The organism is Bradyrhizobium sp. UFLA01-814 (genome assembly GCF_046718885.1).
GTDB classification, from domain to species: domain Bacteria; phylum Pseudomonadota; class Alphaproteobacteria; order Rhizobiales; family Xanthobacteraceae; genus Bradyrhizobium; species Bradyrhizobium elkanii.
In genome coordinates this window covers 1-17,930 of record NZ_JAQOSR010000105.1, presented here as the reverse complement: position 1 = coordinate 17,930, position 17,930 = coordinate 1, and the positions used below count along the sequence as shown (strand labels likewise).

16 protein-coding genes are annotated in these 17,930 nt (G+C 64.3%); 2 read left to right on the top strand and 14 right to left on the bottom strand.

The window, feature by feature from the left end:
* Window positions 1-6: 6 nt before the first annotated feature.
* The 9 genes from PMN64_RS27615 to PMN64_RS27575 form a co-directional block, all read right to left on the bottom strand.
* Window positions 7-1,410: an amidase gene (locus tag PMN64_RS27615; protein WP_411782922.1), complete on the bottom strand. Its 1,404-nt coding sequence runs from the start codon at window positions 1,408-1,410 to the stop codon at window positions 7-9.
* A gap of 86 nt (window positions 1,411-1,496) precedes the next feature.
* Entirely contained in the window at window positions 1,497-2,258 is a 762-nt protein-coding gene (locus PMN64_RS27610) for an SDR family NAD(P)-dependent oxidoreductase (protein WP_411782921.1), read from the bottom strand.
* Window positions 2,259-2,321: 63 nt separating this feature from the next.
* A complete protein-coding gene (locus PMN64_RS27605) occupies window positions 2,322-3,032 on the bottom strand; it encodes an ABC transporter ATP-binding protein (protein ID WP_063607147.1) in 711 nt (236 codons plus the stop codon).
* On the bottom strand, window positions 3,022-3,741 hold the full coding sequence (locus PMN64_RS27600; RefSeq protein WP_411782920.1) for an ABC transporter ATP-binding protein: 720 nt from the start codon (window positions 3,739-3,741) through the stop codon (window positions 3,022-3,024). Before PMN64_RS27600 ends, PMN64_RS27605 begins: the two co-directional genes overlap by 11 nt.
* 3 nt (window positions 3,742-3,744) lie before the next feature.
* A complete protein-coding gene (locus PMN64_RS27595; protein ID WP_411782919.1) occupies window positions 3,745-4,818 on the bottom strand; it encodes a branched-chain amino acid ABC transporter permease in 1,074 nt (357 codons plus the stop codon).
* A 13-nt stretch (window positions 4,819-4,831) separates the two neighbouring features.
* The gene (locus tag PMN64_RS27590; protein ID WP_018270848.1) at window positions 4,832-5,698 is read right to left on the bottom strand and encodes an ABC transporter permease subunit; all 867 of its coding nucleotides are present in this window, start codon (window positions 5,696-5,698) and stop codon (window positions 4,832-4,834) included.
* 94 nt (window positions 5,699-5,792) lie between these two features.
* Entirely contained in the window at window positions 5,793-7,007 is a 1,215-nt protein-coding gene (locus PMN64_RS27585; RefSeq protein WP_411782918.1) for an urea ABC transporter substrate-binding protein, read from the bottom strand.
* Window positions 7,008-7,065: 58 nt separating this feature from the next.
* On the bottom strand, window positions 7,066-8,061 hold the full coding sequence (locus PMN64_RS27580; RefSeq protein WP_411782917.1) for an acetamidase/formamidase family protein: 996 nt from the start codon (window positions 8,059-8,061) through the stop codon (window positions 7,066-7,068).
* Window positions 8,062-8,078: 17 nt separating this feature from the next.
* A complete protein-coding gene (locus PMN64_RS27575) occupies window positions 8,079-9,479 on the bottom strand; it encodes an amidase (RefSeq protein ID WP_411782916.1) in 1,401 nt (466 codons plus the stop codon).
* 423 nt (window positions 9,480-9,902) lie between these two features.
* Between PMN64_RS27575 and PMN64_RS27570 the strand changes: the two genes are divergently transcribed.
* Window positions 9,903-11,066: a transporter substrate-binding domain-containing protein gene (locus PMN64_RS27570; RefSeq protein ID WP_028345130.1), complete on the top strand. Its 1,164-nt coding sequence runs from the start codon at window positions 9,903-9,905 to the stop codon at window positions 11,064-11,066.
* A complete protein-coding gene (locus tag PMN64_RS27565; RefSeq protein ID WP_411782915.1) occupies window positions 11,063-11,650 on the top strand; it encodes an ANTAR domain-containing response regulator in 588 nt (195 codons plus the stop codon). Before PMN64_RS27570 ends, PMN64_RS27565 begins: the two co-directional genes overlap by 4 nt.
* 9 nt (window positions 11,651-11,659) lie before the next feature.
* Here the strand turns inward: PMN64_RS27565 and PMN64_RS27560 are convergent, their stop codons facing one another.
* The 5 genes from PMN64_RS27560 to PMN64_RS27540 form a co-directional block, all read right to left on the bottom strand.
* On the bottom strand, window positions 11,660-13,948 hold the full coding sequence (locus PMN64_RS27560; RefSeq protein WP_411782914.1) for a nitric oxide reductase activation protein NorD: 2,289 nt from the start codon (window positions 13,946-13,948) through the stop codon (window positions 11,660-11,662).
* A 14-nt stretch (window positions 13,949-13,962) separates the two neighbouring features.
* On the bottom strand, window positions 13,963-14,790 hold the full coding sequence (locus PMN64_RS27555) for a CbbQ/NirQ/NorQ/GpvN family protein (protein WP_411782913.1): 828 nt from the start codon (window positions 14,788-14,790) through the stop codon (window positions 13,963-13,965).
* Between the two features lie 34 nt (window positions 14,791-14,824).
* Window positions 14,825-15,844 carry an alpha/beta fold hydrolase gene (locus PMN64_RS27550; protein ID WP_411782912.1) on the bottom strand — a complete coding sequence of 340 codons (1,020 nt, stop codon included), beginning with the start codon at window positions 15,842-15,844 and terminating at the stop codon, window positions 14,825-14,827.
* A gap of 34 nt (window positions 15,845-15,878) precedes the next feature.
* Window positions 15,879-17,213, bottom strand: a complete 1,335-nt coding sequence (locus tag PMN64_RS27545; protein ID WP_411782911.1) for a purine-cytosine permease family protein — start codon at window positions 17,211-17,213, stop codon at window positions 15,879-15,881.
* Window positions 17,214-17,308: 95 nt separating this feature from the next.
* Window positions 17,309-17,930: nitrilase-related carbon-nitrogen hydrolase (locus PMN64_RS27540; protein WP_411782910.1), on the bottom strand; the 622-nt coding region annotated here is incomplete at its 5' end.

Here is a 17,930-nt window from a genome sequence, read left to right as displayed (position 1 = left end):
CGGCCCCTATTCGATCGGCGGCCGCCGCGTATGCCAGTCCGTCACCGACTGGAACGCGGCGCCGGCGCGGACCAGCACGTCTTCCGAGAGATGCGGGCCGACCAGCTGCATGCTGAGCGGCATCTGGTCCGAGGCCATGCCCATCGGCAGCGTGATGGTCGGGCTGCCCGAGAAATCGAACACCGCCGTGAAGCGCAGAATGCTCAGCAGCACGCTGGGGTCGGCGCCGTATTCGCTCATCTTGGAGAGCGTCGGGATCGGCACCGGCATCGTCGGGATCAGCAGCAGGTCGATATCTTCGAACATGGCGGCGAGGCTGCCGCTGAACTTCAACCGTTCATGATGGATGGCCGCAATATCGACGCCGCTCGTCGCCCTGCCCTGCTCGATCAGCTGTGCGAGGTCCGGTCCGTATTCCGACTTGCGCGACGGGTAGGTGTCGAGATGCGCCTCAGCCGTCTCCACCGAGCACATCGCAATCCACTGGCTGACAAGCTTCTGATAGGGCGGGAAATGCACCTCGTGGATGTCGGCACCGAGCGCGGCGAGCGTGCGTTCGGCCTGCAGCAAGGCGGTCACGACCTGCCGATCGATGCCCTCCTGGGTGTACCTGCGGTCGACGCCGATCCTGAGGCCCCTGATGCCGTCGCCGATACCGGCCAGATAGTTCGGCACCGGAGCCCGCAGGGCGGTCGGGTCGTTGATATCAGCACCCGCGATGACGCCGAGCATCGCCGCGGCATCTGCAGCGCTGCGGCACATCGGCCCGACGTGATCGAGCGAGTCCGCCAGCGGGAAGACGCCGTAGCGGCTGACCCGGCCCCAGGTCGGCTTGATCCCGGTCAACCCGCAGGTCGCCGACGGAAAGCGAATCGAGCCGCCGGTGTCGCTGCCGATCGAGCCGTAGCAGAGCCCCGCCGAGGTCGCGACGCCCGATCCGGTCGACGAGGAGCCAACCCAGTAGTTCACATTCCAAGGGTTGAGCGGGGCCTGAACGGCCGGATGGTGGCTGGTGTAGGCCCCCTCCGTCATCCTCAGCTTGCCGAGCGTCACCGCGCCGGCGACTTCGAGCCGGTCCACGATCGTGGCATTGAAGGACGGCACAAACTTCGCATGGATCGTGGTGCCGCCCGCAGTCGGCGCAAACGAGGTGTAGCAGAGGTCCTTCAGCCCGATCGGAACGCCATGCAGCGGGCCGCGCCAGATGCCCTTGGCGATCTCCGCATCGTACTGCTTGGCCTGAGCCATCGCCCGCTCCGCAAGGACCAGCGCATAGCCGTGAAACTGTCCGTCCAGCTTCGCAATCCGGCTCAGCATCGCCTCGGTGATCTCCGAGGGCTTCGCCTCCTTGCGGCGAATGAGCTCGGAGATTTCGGTGATGGATTTGTAGTGCAATGAATCCGCTGACATCTGACGCCCTGCTGTTATCGGAAAATGCCTGCCCGGACCGCCGCCGCAGGCGGCGATCTCGCGACTCTGCTGACGGCACGACCCGCCTAGAACTGGACGCCGCGCGTCAACGCGCCGTCCACCACGAGGTTGGTCCCCGTGATGAAGCTCGCCGCCTTGCTCGCCAGGAACACGGCGGCGTTCGCCATCTCCTGCGGCGTGCCCATGCGGCCGGTCGGGTTGAGCGCCAGTGCGGTCTTGTACAGTTCGGGATTGCCGTCCTTGATAATGTTCCAGACGCCGCCCTCGAAATAGGTGTTGCCCGGCGACACCGAATTGGCCCGGATGCCCTTGGCCGCGAGCTGGTAAGCGAGGCCCTGCGTGTAGTGGATGATCGCGGCCTTGAACGTCCCGTAGGGACCGCTGGCAAAGTCGACCTCGCGTCCCGACACGCTCGAGATGGTGACGATCGCCGCGGCGCCGCTCTTCTCCAGATACGGCATCGCCGCGTTGACGAGGCGCACCGTCCCCATCATGTCGGTGGAGAATTCCTTCTCCCAGCTCTCCTCGTCCTGCCCGATCGACAGCGCGCTGACATTGGCGACCACGACATCGATGCCGCCGAGCTTGGACGCCATGTCGGCGACCCAGGCTTTCAGGGCCGGCCCGTTCGAGACATCGACGGCACTACCGAACGCCGCACCGCCCTTGGCCTTGAGCGCTGTCACCGCAGCGTCGACGTCGCCCTGGTTGCGCGCACAGATGCCGACATTGGCGCCTTCGGCCGCGAACGTGTCGGCGATCGCCCTGCCGATGCCCTTGGTGCTGCCGGTAACGAGAACCTTCGCTCCCTTGAGTCCGAGATCCATGTCCATTCCCTCCGTTATTATCAATTATGCAACGCACTGATCCTCACCGCATGGCGCGGTCGATCACAGCAACAGCTGTGCGCGAACGTTGTCCGCGTTGACCTCTTCACCGGCCAGCGATCGCGTGATCTTGCCCTTCTCCATGATGTAGCAGCGCTGCGCGATCTCCAGGATGGTGTCGAGGTTCTGCTCGACGAACACGATCGTGGTCCCGAGCTCCGCTCGGAACGATTTCAGCGCCTCGCAAATGTGCTGCACGATCGACGGCTGGATGCCCTCGGACGGCTCGTCGAGGATCATCAGTGCCGGATTGCCGATCAGCGCGCGGCCGATCGCAAGCTGCTGCTGTTCGCCGCCCGACATGGTGCCCGCGATCTGGCGCCGGCGCTCCTTCAGGCGCGGAAAATACTCGTAGACCAGCTCCGGCAGCTTCTTGCCTTCGGGCCCGCCGATCAACTCGCCGACCTGCAAATTCTCCTCGACGCTCATTTGCGGAAACACGTCGCGGCCCTGCGGGATGTAGCCGAAGCCGGCGCGCGCCCGCGCATCGGCCTCGAGCTGCGTGACATCCCGATCCATGAAGCTGATGGTGCCGCGCCAGGTCTGCAGCAGACCGATCAGGCACCGCATCAGGGTCGACTTGCCGACGCCGTTGCGGCCGATCACGCCGACGATCTCGCCGCGCGAGACCGACATGCTGACGCCCTGCAGGATCGGCGTCGCGCCGTAGCCCGCCCAAAGTCCCGACACCTCCAGAATGCGATCAGTGGGCATGGGTCTTACCCAGGTAGATTTCAGCGACCTTCTCATCTTCCAGGATGGCCTCGAGGCTGCCGCGTGCGAAAATCTTGCCAAGATGCAGGACGGTGACGCGCTGGGCGACCTGACGCACGAACGCCATGTCGTGCTCGACGACCAGGACGGTCATGCCCTCGGCATTGAACGACTTGATCAGCTCGCCGGTCTTGAAAGTCTCTTCCGGCGACATGCCGGCGGTCGGCTCGTCCAGCAGCAGCAGCTGCGGCTGCAGCGCCAGTGCCATCCCGATCTCCAGCCATTGCTGTTGGCCGTGCGACAGCGCACCGGCGAGCTTGGCGCTATCGTCAGCCAGATTGAGCAACGCGAGCAACCGCTCCTCCTCGGCACGGCATTCCGCGCCCGAAATGCGTTCCTGCAGCGCGATCTGGATGTTCTGCCGCACCGGCAGCTCCTTGAACACGCTTGGCGCTTGCATCTTGATACTCATGCCGCGCTGCACCCGCGCGTAGGGCCGCTCGGCGGTGATATCGATCGAGTCGAAAAAGATACTGCCCGTGGTCGGCGGATAGAGCCCGACGATCAATTTGAACAGCGTGCTCTTCCCGGCCCCGTTGGGCCCGATCAGGCAGTGCACCTCGCCGGCATTGACCGTCAGGTCGACATCGGAGACGGCGGTCAATCCGCCGAAACGTTTCGATACGCCTTTTACGTCGACCAACGCCATGATTCAGGTCTCATCCGATTGCAGGCGGGCGGTATCGGCCAGCGCGGGGGCTTCGTCGCGGCGCCGACGCCTGGTCCACCAATCGACAACGAGCTTGCCGATGCCAAGCACGAAGCCCTGCGGCGCCAGCATCACGGTGGCGAGCAGCAGCACGCCCATCAGCACCAGCGCCGCCTGCTGGCTGTAGACCGTGATGGTCTGGAAGCCGAACAGCAGCAGGAACGATCCGACCAGGGTCGCGGTCAGATCGTTGCGTCCGGAGAACGCCACCCACACGATCGGCATCGCCGCCGCCGGCAGGCCGATGCTGGACGGCGTGATGAACTGCCCCCAGGACGTGTACAGCGCACCGCTGAGGCCTGCGAGCCCGCTTCCGATCACGAAAGTCAGAAGCTGATATTTGCGGACGTCGTAGCCGAGCATCTCGGCGCGCTGCGGATTTTCCCGCGTCGCCACGATCACGTTGCCGACGCTCGAGTTCACCAGCATGCGCAGCGCGATGTAGACGATCACGATCAACGCGATCATGACATAATAGAGCGCCGAGCCCTCTATGTCGAAGTCGCCGACGGTGAGCGGGTCCATCCCCTTCATGCCGTTGAAGCCGTTCAGCCGGGCCGGACCGATATGCCATTCCGGCCCCGCCGTCTGCCCGAGAAAGAAGGCAAGCACCAGCGTTGCCGACAGCGTCACGATGCCGAAGAAAATCCCGCTGATGCCGCCCCAGATCATGAAGTAGCCGAGGATCCCGGCCGCGATCATCGCGATGACCACGGAGAGAACCAGCGCGGCGATCGTGGTCGTTCCCCCGCCCATATTGATGGCGAGCACGCCATAGCCGTAGCCGGCGATGCCGAAGAAGAAGGTCTGGCCGAACGAGAGCATGCCGCCATATCCCCACATCAGGCAGAGGCCGAGCGCCATGAAGATCCAGATCAGGAAGTAGGCGAAATTGCCGACATCATAGGAATCAGCGAACAGCGGATAGATCAGTGCCCCCGCCAGCACGGCGAGGAAGCAGGACCAGAAGATCTTCCCGCGTCCGAGCGTCTGCGGGCCCTCGAGCAGCTTGAACATCAGAAATTCCCGTCTAGCGCCCACGACGAACCAGCACGCTGGATAGCCCCTCGGGCAGCACACGTATGATCAGGATGACTGCAAACAGCATCCCGATCTGTCCGATGATCTGCCCGTAGCTCGCATTCAGCGCCATTCGGATCATCGCCAGGAACACGGCGGCCGGCGCAGTTCCGAGCAGGACATTGGCGCCGCCGATCACCACGGTGACAAAGCTCTCGACCACAAAGGTCGCTCCCATGGTCGGGATCAGCGTCATGGTCGGCGCGTAGAGCGCGCCGCAGAGCCCCGCGAGCGCGGTGCCGATGCCGAAGCTGATGGAATAGATCCGCCCGGTGCGCGCGCCGAGCGCCTTGGCCATCGCCGCATTCTGCATCGTGGCGCGCGCGATCACGCCAAAGCGCGTCTTCATGAAGATGATGTAGAGCCCGGCCAGCACGGCCACAGCACAGCCGAACAGCACAAGGCGGTAGGTCGAAAACGTGTAACCCCCGATCGCAAAGCTTCCTTCCGGCGTTCCGATACCGCGCACCGCGGAGCCGACGATCAGCAGCATCGACTGCGTCACGATCAGGCTGAGGCCCCAGGTGGCGAGCAGCGAGTCGAGCGGACGCTTGTAGAAGCGCCGCACGACGAGGTACTCGACGATCATGCCGATGATCCCCGCGGTCAGCGCAGCAAGGATCTGGGCAATCGGAAGCGGCACGCCGAGGTTGACGAGCCCCACGGTGACGTAGGCGCCGCACATGATGAACTCGCCATGCGCCATGTTGATGACGCCCATCATGCCGAACACGATGGCCAGGCCCGCCGCCGACAGGATCAGGAACGCGAAGACATCGGCGAACTGATAGAATACCGAGAAGAGTTCAGCCGACATTCCGGTCTCCCTGATCGCGGCGCCGCATCATTGCGGCGCCGGCTCGGTTCGAAGTCGTGACGCACAACACGAGCAAGATTCGTGCCTGCGCGCATCACGATTTGCTGGGGAGATGACTCGGCGTGTACTGATCCTTGTCGTTCTTCTTGGTGAGGTCGCAGCCGATCTCGCCAAGCCAGTACGGCTGGATCGTCCCGTAGTCCTTCTCCACCGTCACCTCATGCTTGGGCCCGACCGAGATCAGGCGCATGCGGTGCGACGTATGCTGGCTCTTCGGGTCGATACAGACCTTGCCCTCGGGAGCGTCGATGCAGGCATCGCCGGTTGCGATCACCTTGCGCATGTCCTCGAGCTTGGTCGACTTCGCCTTCTCGACCAGCGCCTTGTACATGTAGAGCGCGTTGTAGGCATTGTAGCCCATGTCGTTGATGTAAAGTTCATCGGGGAATTTTGCGTGCCAGCGCTTCTTGAAATCGTTGGCTTCGGGGGTATCGATCTCCTCGAACCAGTTCGCGGTCGCATGCATGTTGTTGAGCGCCGGCGGCTTGAACCGCTTGTGCTCGAAGCCGAGCATGATCTTGATCGAAGAGCCCATCGGCAGGTTGAGATTGGCCGCGGCCGCCTGCTCGAAGAACGAGTCCTGCGCCGCGCCGACATTGATCGTCAGCAGCCAGTCCGGCTTGGCCTTCTGGATGTTCTGGATCGTCTGCGCGAACTGCGACACGCCGAGCGGGATGAATTCCTCTCCCACGACCTCGCCGCCGAGGTCCTTCATGATCTTGCGGTTCCACTCCGCGGAGATCTGGCCGAAATTGTAGTCGGCTGCGATGACGTAGACCTTCTTGCCGAACTTCTGGACCATCCAGGGGATCAGGGTCGAGAACTGCTGCTCCGGCACCGCGCCCATGCTGATCATGCTGGCGTCGCAGACACCGCCTTCATACTGGTTCGTATAGAAGTACGGCGTGGTGGTGCGATCGACGATCGGGCGCAACGCCTCGCGCGAGGCCGAGGTGATGCCGCCGATCAGCACGTCGACCTTGTCGCGATTGAGCAGCCGGCGGCCGAACTCCTGATAGCGGGCATTGTCACCCTGGGGATCGAGGTGGATCAACTCGATCTGCCGGCCGAGAATGCCGCCGCTCTTGTTGATCTCCTCGACCGCCAGCTGCGAGCCGTGCAGCTTCGGCATGCCCATGAAGGCGAGATCGCCGGAGACGTCCTCCAGCAAGCCAACCTTCAGCGGCGGCTCCGCCGCTTGGGCGGCACCTATTGCCACGGTCCCGAGCATTGCACCAAGCAAAGCCATTCCGACTATACGCCCCGAATACATCGCGATGTCCTCTGTCGTTGAAGGATGTTTGAAGTCACGCCTTGAGGTAATTCTTCAGGATCGACGCTCCCATCGTGTATTTGGGATCGACCATGTTGCCGAGCCGCATGCGGCCGGCTTGGCTGAGCAGCATATAGGCGTCGATTTCATCGAAGCCGTAATCGGCGCTCATCCAGCGCACGAGCTCGCGATAGGCGATACGCGCAGCGTCCTCGAGCGGGCGTGCGCTGCCGATCGTCATGATGAAGTCGCGCGTCTCCAGCCGCGGCCAGGCGAAGCTCCAGTTCTTGATCAGATCGATCTGCAAAGTGACTGTTGCGCGCTGCTCGAGCGCGACGCCCGAGAGCTCGCCATCGCCCTGCGTGGCGTGGCAGTCGCCGACATAGAGCAGCCCGCCCTCGGCATGCACCGGCAGATAGATAATCGCGCCCGGTGCGACGTCGGGCAGGTCCATGTTGCCGCCGTGATAATCGGGCTGCAGCGAGGAGATCGCCTCGATCTCGGGCGAGACGCCGATCGTGCCGATGAACGGCTCATAGGGCAGCGTGATCTTGTCGTTCCAGCGCACGCCGTTGCGGTCGACATGCAGCTTCTTGACACGTTCCGGCAGCGGCGGATTGAGCAGCGCCGTGGATGCGGTCCCGACCAGGCCGCCGAATTCCGGAATGATGCAGGTCGTTCCGGCCGGCTGCGCGCCGCGGGTCTCGACGTCGCGGATATAGACGGCGAGGCAATCGCCCTTCCTGGCGCCCTTGACCGCGATCGGCCCGCATTGCGGGTTCAGATAGGGGAAGTTCAGCTTCGCCGTGGGGCTGTCGCTTTCGCTGGTGAGCACGCCGCCGAAGGCGTCTTCGGTCTCGACAACGACGACCCCGCCCGGGTCGATCGACAGGGTCGGCTTGGCATAGGGCCCATAGACGTAATGGAAGCCGCCCTGCTGCTCGATCGTCAGGCTATGGGTCGTGCCAGTCGCACCCTGGGCAAGGGCGCGCTTGGCCATGATGGAACTCTTCAGCCAGTCTTCGGTCATGCGAACGGCTCCTCGATTCAGATCGCGGGATGGCGCTTGTGCCAGTCGGTGACGCGCTGGAAGGTATCGCCCGCGCGAACGAGGCTTGCTTCGTCGAAGTGTCGGCCGACGAACTGGAAAGCGACGGGCCCGCCGTTCGGCGCGAAGCCGCCGGGAAGCGTCACGGTCGGGCTGCCGGTCATGTCGAACGGACAGGTGAACCGCAGCAGCCCGGTAATCAGCGACGGGTCCTCACCCAGCGCCGCCATCTTGGCCAATGTCGGCGCAGCGAATGCCTGGGCCGGAACGGCAATCAGATCGACCGTCTCGAACAACAGCCGCACCGCGCCGCGGAATGCTTCGCGCCGCAGCACGATCTTCTGATAGTTCATGCCGGATTGCGCCCGGCCGAGATCGAGCAGGCCGGCGAGCGCGGGACCATATTCGTCCTTGCGTGCGGGATAGGTCTCTTCATGCGCGACGGCCACTTCGATGCCGCACAGCGGGAACCAATCCTCGATCACCGCCCTGGGATCGGGGAACGTGATGTCCTTGATCTTCGCACCCAGATCGGCGGCAACGCGCAGCCCTTCGCTGAGCACCTTGCCGGCGGCCTCGTCGGTGCCTTCGCTGGTCCAGCGCCGATCGACCCCGATCGTCACGCCGCGCAAATCGCCGGACAGGCCGGCGAGATAGTTCGGCACGGGCAGCGGCACGGAGGTGGTGTCCTTGGGATCCTGGCCCGCAATCACGGCGAGGATCGCGCCGCAATCGGCTGCGCTGCGCGCCATCGGCCCGATGTGATCGAGCGTCGCCGCGAGTTCGAAAGCGCCATAACGGCTCACGCGTCCCCAGGTCGGCTTCAGGCCGGTGATGCCGTTGGCCGCCGATGGAAAGCGGATCGAGCCGCCCGTATCGGTGCCAAGCGAACCGAAGCAAAGCCCCGCAGCGGTGGCGACGCCGGAACCGCTCGACGATGCGCCCGACCACAAATCCGCATTCCACGGATTCTTCGGCGGATCGATCTTCGGGTGGTGGTCGGCATAGGCGCCCTCGGTCTGCTGCAGCTTGCCGAGGATAACAGCGCCGGCATCCTTCAGCCGCGCGACGACTGTGGCATCCTCGCTCGGCCGGAAATCCCGGTGGATGGTCATGCCGTGCGCGGCCGGAGCGCCTTTCGCCCAGCACAAATCCTTGACGGCGATCGGCACGCCGTGGAGCGGTCCCTTGATCTTGCCGGACGCGATGTCCTTCTCGGCTGCCGCCGCTTCGGCCAGCGCCGCCTCGCCCATCACATAAGCGTAGCTCTTGAGCTTGCCGTCGAGCTGCTCGATCCGCCCGAGCATCGCCTTGGTCACCTCGACCGGCGAGAGCTTTTTGGCCTGGATTTGCTGCCCGATCTCAATGAGCCCGAGATAGTGAAGATCCGTCGTCGGCATCGTTTCTCATCCCCGCACTTGACATGACGCAAGCGCAGGCACCGCCCATCACCGCGCATGCGCCTCCGGCTTGGCGGCACGGACGTGTCGCCAATTTGTTTAGCGGCAAAAGCAAAAAGCCACCCGCCCCTCCGAAACGAAGGTGACGAATGGCCCAAATGCCGCGGCTATGAACTATCGCATGGGTCCGGGGTCGAACGGAGCACTCTGCGCGGCGATCGGGACGTCATCGGCCAAATCGACGCACGCAAGGTTCGACAGGAAGCCCTGTAGGAGAAAATTCTAAGGAGGTGTGCAGCGCGTTGTCAACGAGGCTGGCTGCACAAATTTCGCGAGGTGCATGCGCAGCAAATCGGCATGACCCCTTGCACCGACCTCTGCCAAGATGATTTCCTTGATGCGTCGCGCCGCCGAAAGTACTCAATGACCAAGCCCTCCATTCCAGTTGGCATCATCTGCTCGCAGCACGGGCCCTATCAGGCCATGGGACGCGAGATCCTGAAGAGCGCCATGATGGCGGTCGACGAAATCAACAATCAGGACGAGTTCGACTTCGCGATATCTGCGCATGTCCGCGATCCCCGCGGAATCATTTCGGAGTACCATACGGTCTGCGACGACCTCATTCGCAACGTCGGCGTCGAGCACATCATCGGCTGTTACACCTCGGCCTCGCGCAAGCAGGTGCTTCCGATCGTCGAGCGTACCGACCGCCTGCTCTGGTATCCGGCGCGCTACGAGGGGTTCGAATGCTCCGACAACGTCATCTATGTCGGCGCCTCACCCAATCACAACGTGCTGCCGCTGGTGCGTTACGTGCTCGATAATCTGTCGCGCGAGATCTTCTGTGTCGGCTCCAACTATGTCTGGACCTGGGAAACCAACCGTGTCACCCGCGAGCTGGTGACGGCGGCCAAAGGACGCATTCTCGCCGAACGCCTGCTCGAACTCGGTGAAAGCGCGGTCACGCACATCGTGGACGAGATCGTGCGGCGCCGGCCGCCGGTCGTCTTCAACACGCTGGTCGGCAGTTCGAGCTACGACTTCATCCGCGCCTTTCATGCGGCGACCGCCGCGGCCGGCCTCGACATCCCGATGCTGAGCTGCAGCCTGTGCGAGCCCGAGCTCAAGATTGCGGGTCCCGCGTCGGCCGGATGCATCACCTCGTCGGCCTATTTCGAAAGCATTCGCCTGCCCGAGAACCGGGCCTTCGTGGCGCGCTGGAAGGCGCGCCACGGCGAACACAGCAGCCCGTCCGTCGACGGGCAATCCGCCTATGTCGCTGTCTATCTGCTGGCCCGCGCGCTGCAGCGCGCCGGCACATCCGATATCGGCGAGGTGCGGCGCGCCGCGGCCGGCCATCGCTACAATTCGCCGCAAGGTCCGGTCTGGATCGACGGCAGCAACAACCACTGCGTCCTGACGCCGCGGCTGGCCGTCTCGAACGCCGAAGGACAGTTTGACATCTTCTGGGAAGCTGAAGCGCCGGTCAGACCGGATCCTTATCTGACGCAGCTCGACATCGCCGCCAGCCCGGCAAGGGATGGAACGTTGCCGAATGCGCCGCATTTGCGGGTTGTGAAATGAGCAAACCGTCTTCATTTTCGCTGCGAGGGCGCAAGGCGCTCGTTGCCATCAGGGATGAACGCGATGCCTCGATCGTCAGGCGTCAGTTCGAGCGCCTCGGGATCGAGATCGTCACATGGGAGCCCGGCGCCAATATCGACTGCCGTCCCGACGTGACGCTGATCGATGACGAGTTCCTGCCGCTCACCTCACCGGCACAGCGGGCGTCGCTTGGACGAAGCCCGGTCATCGCCCTGCTCGGCACCGAGACGCCGAGCCGTCTGAAGCTGGTGCTCGACCTCGATCCGGCGTCATTTCTGGTGAAGCCGCTGCGCTCGGCCGGAATCTATGCCGCGCTCGTCCTGGCTTTCGAGCGCAGCGAGCGCACCAGCGAGCTGAAGCAGCAGGTGCTCAAGCTGGAGCAGCGGCTGCGATCCCGCCGCGTCGTGCTCGCCGCGGTCCTTCAGGTCATGCACACCCATGCGCTGGCCGAACCGGCTGCCTTTGCGCTGATCCGCCGCGCCGCCATGGAGCAGCGCAAGACGATCGAGGAACTCTCGGCGGAGATCACCGCAAAAGGCTCCCTGCCCCGGGCAACGGGCTAGAAGCACCCGCTATTTCTTCAGTTCCGCGTAGAGCTGCATCACCCGTTGCGGCAACACCTCGATGCGCGGCACGCGGAGCGCATAGCGCTCGCCGAAAATCCGATCGAGCTGGGGAAATCTGTGCTCGCCGATGCCAAAGGCAAAGATATCGGTGCCGCGCCGCCGCAGCTGCTGGGCGGCACGGCGCGCGTCCTCAACGAGATATTGCGCATCCGGGACGTCGATGTCGGACGGCTCGCCGTCGGTCAGAACCAGCAACACCTTCCGGAACGCGCGTCGTTCGGCGAGGAAGCCCCCGGCATGGCGCAATGCCGCGCCCAGCCGGGTGGAATGGCTGCTGCCTAGGCCCGCAAGACGCGCACGAACCACGGCGTCCATCGGCTCCGCAAAGCCCTTGATGCGCAGATAGCGCACCCGCTCGCGGCCGTCGGAGCTGAAACCATGCACCGCAATCGCATCATTGGCGGCCTCGACCGCGGTCGCCATGATCGCTGCGGCCTTGCGCTCGACGTCGAGAACGGTCCGGCCGCGGCGGTCACGGTCCGCGGTCGATTGCGACAGGTCCAAGAGCAGCAGGATGGCGAGATCACGCGGTCCGGGCGCATCGCGCTGGTAGACCCTGGGCTCGCTGATATTGCCGGTGCGCCGCTCGATCGTCAGGGCGATCGCCGCGTCAATGTCGAGCGCGTCGCCGTCGCGCTGGCCCTTGTGTCTGATACGGCGGCCGATCGACGCGTCGCGGGTCAACTCCGTGATCCAGCGCATCGCCTCGGCGTCCGTCGAGGAATCGAAGGGCTGCGCGGAAACGGCGGCATCGGCCTCCAGGATCGTGGTCCAGTCCGGCCGCTCGGTACGCGCCGCATAGTCCCATTCCGGGTAGGTCGCGACTGGAAACCCGTCCAGCAGCGTGACCGCGCCGGCCTTCGCGCGCAACGTCTCGTCCGGCTTGGCGTTGTCATCGGTCGATTGGGCACCCGCATCGTCGCGCCGCTCGATCCGCACGGAATCGACGGCAAGTTCGATCGTCTCGGCCGGACTGTCCGGCTGGTCGCCGAAATCCCACAGCGCCAGATTGTCGTCGCGATAGGCAGGTTCGACGACGTAGCTCTTGGCGTTGAACTGCAGCCGCATCTGCCCGATGTCGTTACCGAGCAAGCCACCGATCTCGCGGCTGATGGCGGGATCGCTCCAGCGGCCGGCGGCAGCGGCAAACAGCTGTTGTCCCTTGGCCACCCACGCATCCGGATCCTGATAATCGGGATCGATCAGCGCCCGCGCCAGCCGCACCATCAGTCCGGCTGCGGTTGCCTGGCCGGCTGGCGTCGCGCTGTGGAATGGCAACCACAGCCGGCGCAGCCCGGGCATCTCGCGGAGCGCCAGCGTCTCGACCCGGGCATCCTCGATCAGCGAGACCAGCGCGATCTGCAGCGCCTTCAGTCGCCCCACCGGAAAGCGGGCGGTGGAATGCACCAGATGCGCGCCGGCATGCGCGACCGCCGCGAGATAGACAGCGTCCGCTGCCTCGCCTTCGAAGCCGGGAAAGGTCTGCGGAAGACCGACGAGGCCGGCGGCAAGCGAAGTCCGCCGCGGCACCGGCGTCGGTGCAACGGCAAGTTTGCGGAAACGCGGCTTTCTGTTCCACAACGCAATCGTGGTTGCGGCGAGGCGCTTCTCCAGCCGCGCGAAATCATCGCCGCTCCGGCCGGCTGCGAACAGTTGCGCCGAAAGCTGATCGTCGAGCGCGAAATAGGCGCGGCGGCGCGATGCGCGGCCGCCACTCGCGCGCAAGCCGGCGGAAACCCACGCCGCAAACTCCTCGCCGCCGGCATGCGCCAGAAACTGCCCCAGCCGACCGATCGCGAGGCTCGCCGACTCCGGCCCAGTGGCGGCGAGTTGGTCGAGCGCGACGAGGACCGCGGTGAGTTCTCCTGCACCCGCAAGCCGCGGCAGCAGCTTGGACAATTCGGTCAACAACGCACCGGCGACGCGGCTTCCGGCACTGCGGCCGATGTCCCGGACCGCGCGGCCGATCGCGATCAGATCATCGGCCGATCGCTGCGCCGGCCATTGCACCGATAGACGCAGAAAGCCCTGCACCACGGCTTGACCGAGATTGGCTTCGAACAGGGCGTGCACGGCCTCGTCCCAGAGCGCCAGATCATCGAACCAACCCGTTCGCTGTAGAGCGGCGCGCGCCGCCTGCACGGCCGCAGCTACATCGTCATGGCCGCGCAAGAGGGCCGCAAGCCGACGTCCGGACCGGAAGCTATCGAGCGAACTGATTTGCGCGACCGCCACCTGCAAACGTCCACTTACCCGCAGGCCGAGATCACGTCGCGCAACGTGTTCCTGGTGTCCGCGTCATCGGTCAGGGGCACGACGATTGTGGTCTCGCAGGCCTTTTCGAGGCTGATGCCGCATCCGATCAGGCGGCCGGCATTGACCAGCATCCGGGTCGAGGCGCCTTCGTCGAGCCCCTGGCCCTTCAGGTTGCGGCTGTGCTGGGCGATCTTCACCAGGAGTTCGGCGAGGTTGGGCTCGATGCCGGCTTCGCGCGACACCACCTCGGTTTCGGCCGGCCGATCAGGATAGCCGAAATCCAGCGCCGCGAAGCGCTGCTTGGTGGATTCCTTGAGGTCCTTGATCGCGCTCTGGTAGCCCGGATTGTAGGAGATCACGAGCTGGAAGTCGGAATGGGCGTGGATCAATTCACCACGCTTTTCCAGCGGCAGCACACGACGATCGTCGGTCAAGGGATGGATCACGACCGTCGTGTCCTGGCGCGCCTCGACGATCTCGTCGAGGTAACAGATCGCGCCAAGACGCACGGCGGTGGTGAGCGGCCCGTCGCTCCACACCGTCCCCTCTGCGTCGAGCAGCCAGCGCCCCACCAGATCCGCCGCCGTCATGTCCTCGTGGCAGGCTACCGTGATCAGCGGGCGGCCGAGCCGCCACGCCATATATTCGATGAAGCGGGTCTTGCCGCAGCCGGTGGGGCCTTTCAGCATCACCGGCATGCGGTTGGCATAGGCTGCACCGAACAGTTCGACCTCATCCTTGAGCGGCCGGTAATACGGCTCCTCCCGGATGCGGTACTGGTCGAGCAGCAAAGCGGGATTGGACAAGCTCACGCCTCCCATGATCGCGCAGGCAGCCGTTCGCAACCGGTCGATATCACGATGCGAGCAGCTCCTTGAGCTTGCTGTCGATGAAGGCGACATCGACCGGATTGGTCCCGGGCCCGCCGGCGAAGTGGCCCCAGATCGACGGTACCGGCACGAGCTTGGCGTTCGGCATGTTCTCGACCTCGAACGCGCTGTCCTCCGGCGGGAAATAGAGATCGGTCTGCCCCGGCATGACATAGGCCTTGGCCTTGATCGCTCTCAGCGCGGCCTTGAAGTCGCCGTTGTAGATTTCGTTGTCGCTGATGTCGCCGTGCTGCCAGGTCCACAGCATCGTCAGCAGGTTGTTGGGATCCTTCGGCAGGAAGAAGCCTTCCCAGAACGCCACCAGGAAATCCTCCAGCGACGAATAGCCCAGCGTCTTGATGTCGAGCTGCTCGCGATAAAAGGCCTGCGAAAAGCCCCAGCCGGCATAGACACGCGCGGCGGCGCGCAGGCCGCGGGTCGGCTTGTCGGTGTACCAGCCCTCCTTCCACGCAGCATCCGCGGTGAGTGCCGCCTTGACGCCTTCGAGGAACACGAAGTTGTGGCGCGAGCATTTGGCCGAGCCGCAGAACGGCGCCAACAGATCCATCATATCCGGATAGAGCGCGCCCCAATGGAACGTCTGCAGCGCGCCCATCGACCAGCCGACCACCAGACGGATGTGCTTGATGCCGAATTTCTCGGTCACGAGCCGATGCTGGGCGCGCACATTGTCATAGGCCGTCACCTGCGGGAAACGCGGTCCATTATACGGTTCCGGCGTGTTGCTCGGCGACGACGACAGCCCGTTGCCGAGCATGTTCGGAATGATGATGAAGTACTTTGCCGGATCGAGTGCCCTGGCCGGTCCGATCAGCCATTCATTGTCGTAGTGCTGGCCGGAGTACCAAGTCGGATAGACGATCACGTTGTCCTTGGCCGCGTTGAGCTGGCCATAGGTCTTGTAGGCGAGCTTGCAGTCGCGAATGGTCGCGCCGCGCTGCAAGGTCAAATTGCCGAGATCATGGATCTGATAGTCGACGCTCATTGATGTACCCTTCTTGCTTGATCGAGCTGATCGCTTACGCGGGACGCGCCACCTTTTCGGTCGGAGACTCCACCCGTGCGATCGCCCCGTACACGATGCCTGCGACCACCGCGGCGGAGATCGCAGTGGACAGTCCCGGCATCAGGTTTTCAACCGCAAAGGCAAACAGCGACCCGATGCCCCAGGCGATGAACGGCTTCGCACGCCAGTCCACGTCCGCGCGCGCCTCGGCCCGCAGCAGGTACTGGTCGACCAGGATGATCGCACCGATCGGCGGCACCAGGATGCCGAGCAGCGACAGCCACTGGATGAAGAACGCCCAGACATTGCCGGCAGCCACCAGGATGCCAAGCGCGCCGAGCACCACCGCCATCAGCCGCATATTGGTCCCGAGGATGCGCGACCAGCCGGTGGCCGCATTGTACAGGCAATGCGAGCAGACGGAGCCTAAATTGGCATAGAGGAAGATGAACGCGAGGATGCTGAGCCAGGTCAGCTGCTTGCCGTTCATGTAGCCGAACATGTTGTCGACACCGAACGGATTGGCGTTCGGCACGGCGAGCGCCGCCGTCATCACGCCGCCGACCAGCATCGCCACCAGATTGGCGAACGGAAAGGCGCTGAACGTGGCGAACAGCGACGCTCGCGCGCTCGGTGCCCAGCGGTTGAAGTCCGCTGTCACTGTGCCCGCATCGATGAACAGCGCGAGCACCACGGTAAGCCCGACGCCCATCGACATGCTGGCGACGCCATTGTTGCCGGCATAGCCGAAGATCGCCGCCGACGTCGTGGTCGAGGCGGCATCGGCCGCGACCCAGAGGCCGAGTACGACAAACAGCGGCACCGACGCCAGCCCGATCCAGTGCAATCCCTTCACGCCGACGAAGGTAATTCCGATATAGAGCACGCCTGCGACGATGGTCATCGCCACATAATTGAGGCCGTAGGTCGAGGAGATCAGCGCGCCGGTGATGCCGGTCTGCACCGCATACCAGCCGAGCAGCAGGGTCGACAGCAGGCCCGACGCCAGCACATAGCCCTTCTTTCCGAACACGATGCTGGCGATCAGCGCGAAGTTCATGCCTCGCCTGGTGCCGATCAGGCCGAGCGCGCCGACATAGGCGAACATGATCAGATTGCCGACGATCATCGCCACCAGTGCGTTCTTGAACCCCATGCCCAGCTCCAGCAGCGATCCGGTCATCGCGCCGGTGATGATCATCGGAAAGCCCAGCCACACCATCGTGACCGAGAAGGCGCTGCGCCGGGCGCTCATCGGCACCGGCTCGTGCTCGAATTCATGGCCGAGAAGGTCGTCGATCTGCCCTTCGGTCTGATGAACCAGCCCGCTATTCGATTGACCGCTCATGATGTCCCCCCTGTTTCCTCCGCGAGGAAGTGTCCGCCGTTGCATCGAACCACGCCGGCGCGAGACATCGCGCCGGCGCCGATCGTCGATGTCACTCAACGATGTGCGACTTTCTGGTTCGGAATGCCCTCGATCGGGCATTCGTCGGTTCCGACGGTCGGACGGGTCATGGCCTCGACCATTTCCCGGGTGCCCTCGGGGTCGGTGATCCAGTTCTTGTAGAAGGTGTAGGGGCAGACCGCGTGACCGCGATCGCCGTCGCCGGAGTTGATCAGGCCGGTATAGCCGCGGTGCATCAGCTTGAAGAGATGGTTCTGCGACTGCATGTTGCGGCGGGCGTCGCGGATCAGCGACACCGAGAGCTGCGCGTACTGGATACCGTTCTCCTCGGTGCCGCACTCGCCGAGCGTCCTTCCGTCGAAGCCGATGAGCGCGGAATGGCCGAAATAGGAATAGACGCCGTCGAAGCCGGAGGCGTTGGCGACCGCGACGTAGCAGTTGTTGGCCCAGGCCATCGACTTCGAGATCTGGATCTGCTGCTCCTTGGCCGGATACATGTAGCCCTGGCAGCGCACGATCAGCTCGGCACCGCGCATCGCGCAGTCACGCCAGATCTCCGGATAGTTGCCGTCGTCGCAGATGATCAGGCTGATCTTCAGCCCCTTCGGCCCGTCCGAGACATAGGTGCAATCGCCGGGATACCAGCCCTCGATCGGC

What these genes read in the sequence shown, in the direction of transcription:
- PMN64_RS27605 (WP_063607147.1), bottom strand. Translation starts at nt 3,032, where the DNA reads ATGCCCACTGATCGCATTCTGGAGGTGTCGGGACTTTGGGCGGGCTAC.
- PMN64_RS27595 (WP_411782919.1), bottom strand. Translation starts at nt 4,818, where the DNA reads ATGTTCAAGCTGCTCGAGGGCCCGCAGACGCTCGGACGCGGGAAGATC.
- PMN64_RS27580 (WP_411782917.1), bottom strand. Translation starts at nt 8,061, where the DNA reads ATGACCGAAGACTGGCTGAAGAGTTCCATCATGGCCAAGCGCGCCCTT.
- PMN64_RS27590 (WP_018270848.1), bottom strand. Translation starts at nt 5,698, where the DNA reads ATGTCGGCTGAACTCTTCTCGGTATTCTATCAGTTCGCCGATGTCTTC.
- PMN64_RS27615 (WP_411782922.1), bottom strand. Translation starts at nt 1,410, where the DNA reads ATGTCAGCGGATTCATTGCACTACAAATCCATCACCGAAATCTCCGAG.
- PMN64_RS27600 (WP_411782920.1), bottom strand. Translation starts at nt 3,741, where the DNA reads ATGGCGTTGGTCGACGTAAAAGGCGTATCGAAACGTTTCGGCGGATTG.
- PMN64_RS27570 (WP_028345130.1), top strand. Translation starts at nt 9,903, where the DNA reads ATGACCAAGCCCTCCATTCCAGTTGGCATCATCTGCTCGCAGCACGGG.
- PMN64_RS27550 (WP_411782912.1), bottom strand. Translation starts at nt 15,844, where the DNA reads ATGAGCGTCGACTATCAGATCCATGATCTCGGCAATTTGACCTTGCAG.
- PMN64_RS27575 (WP_411782916.1), bottom strand. Translation starts at nt 9,479, where the DNA reads ATGCCGACGACGGATCTTCACTATCTCGGGCTCATTGAGATCGGGCAG.
- PMN64_RS27545 (WP_411782911.1), bottom strand. Translation starts at nt 17,213, where the DNA reads ATGAGCGGTCAATCGAATAGCGGGCTGGTTCATCAGACCGAAGGGCAG.
- PMN64_RS27555 (WP_411782913.1), bottom strand. Translation starts at nt 14,790, where the DNA reads ATGGGAGGCGTGAGCTTGTCCAATCCCGCTTTGCTGCTCGACCAGTAC.
- PMN64_RS27585 (WP_411782918.1), bottom strand. Translation starts at nt 7,007, where the DNA reads ATGGCTTTGCTTGGTGCAATGCTCGGGACCGTGGCAATAGGTGCCGCC.
- PMN64_RS27610 (WP_411782921.1), bottom strand. Translation starts at nt 2,258, where the DNA reads ATGGATCTCGGACTCAAGGGAGCGAAGGTTCTCGTTACCGGCAGCACC.
- PMN64_RS27565 (WP_411782915.1), top strand. Translation starts at nt 11,063, where the DNA reads ATGAGCAAACCGTCTTCATTTTCGCTGCGAGGGCGCAAGGCGCTCGTT.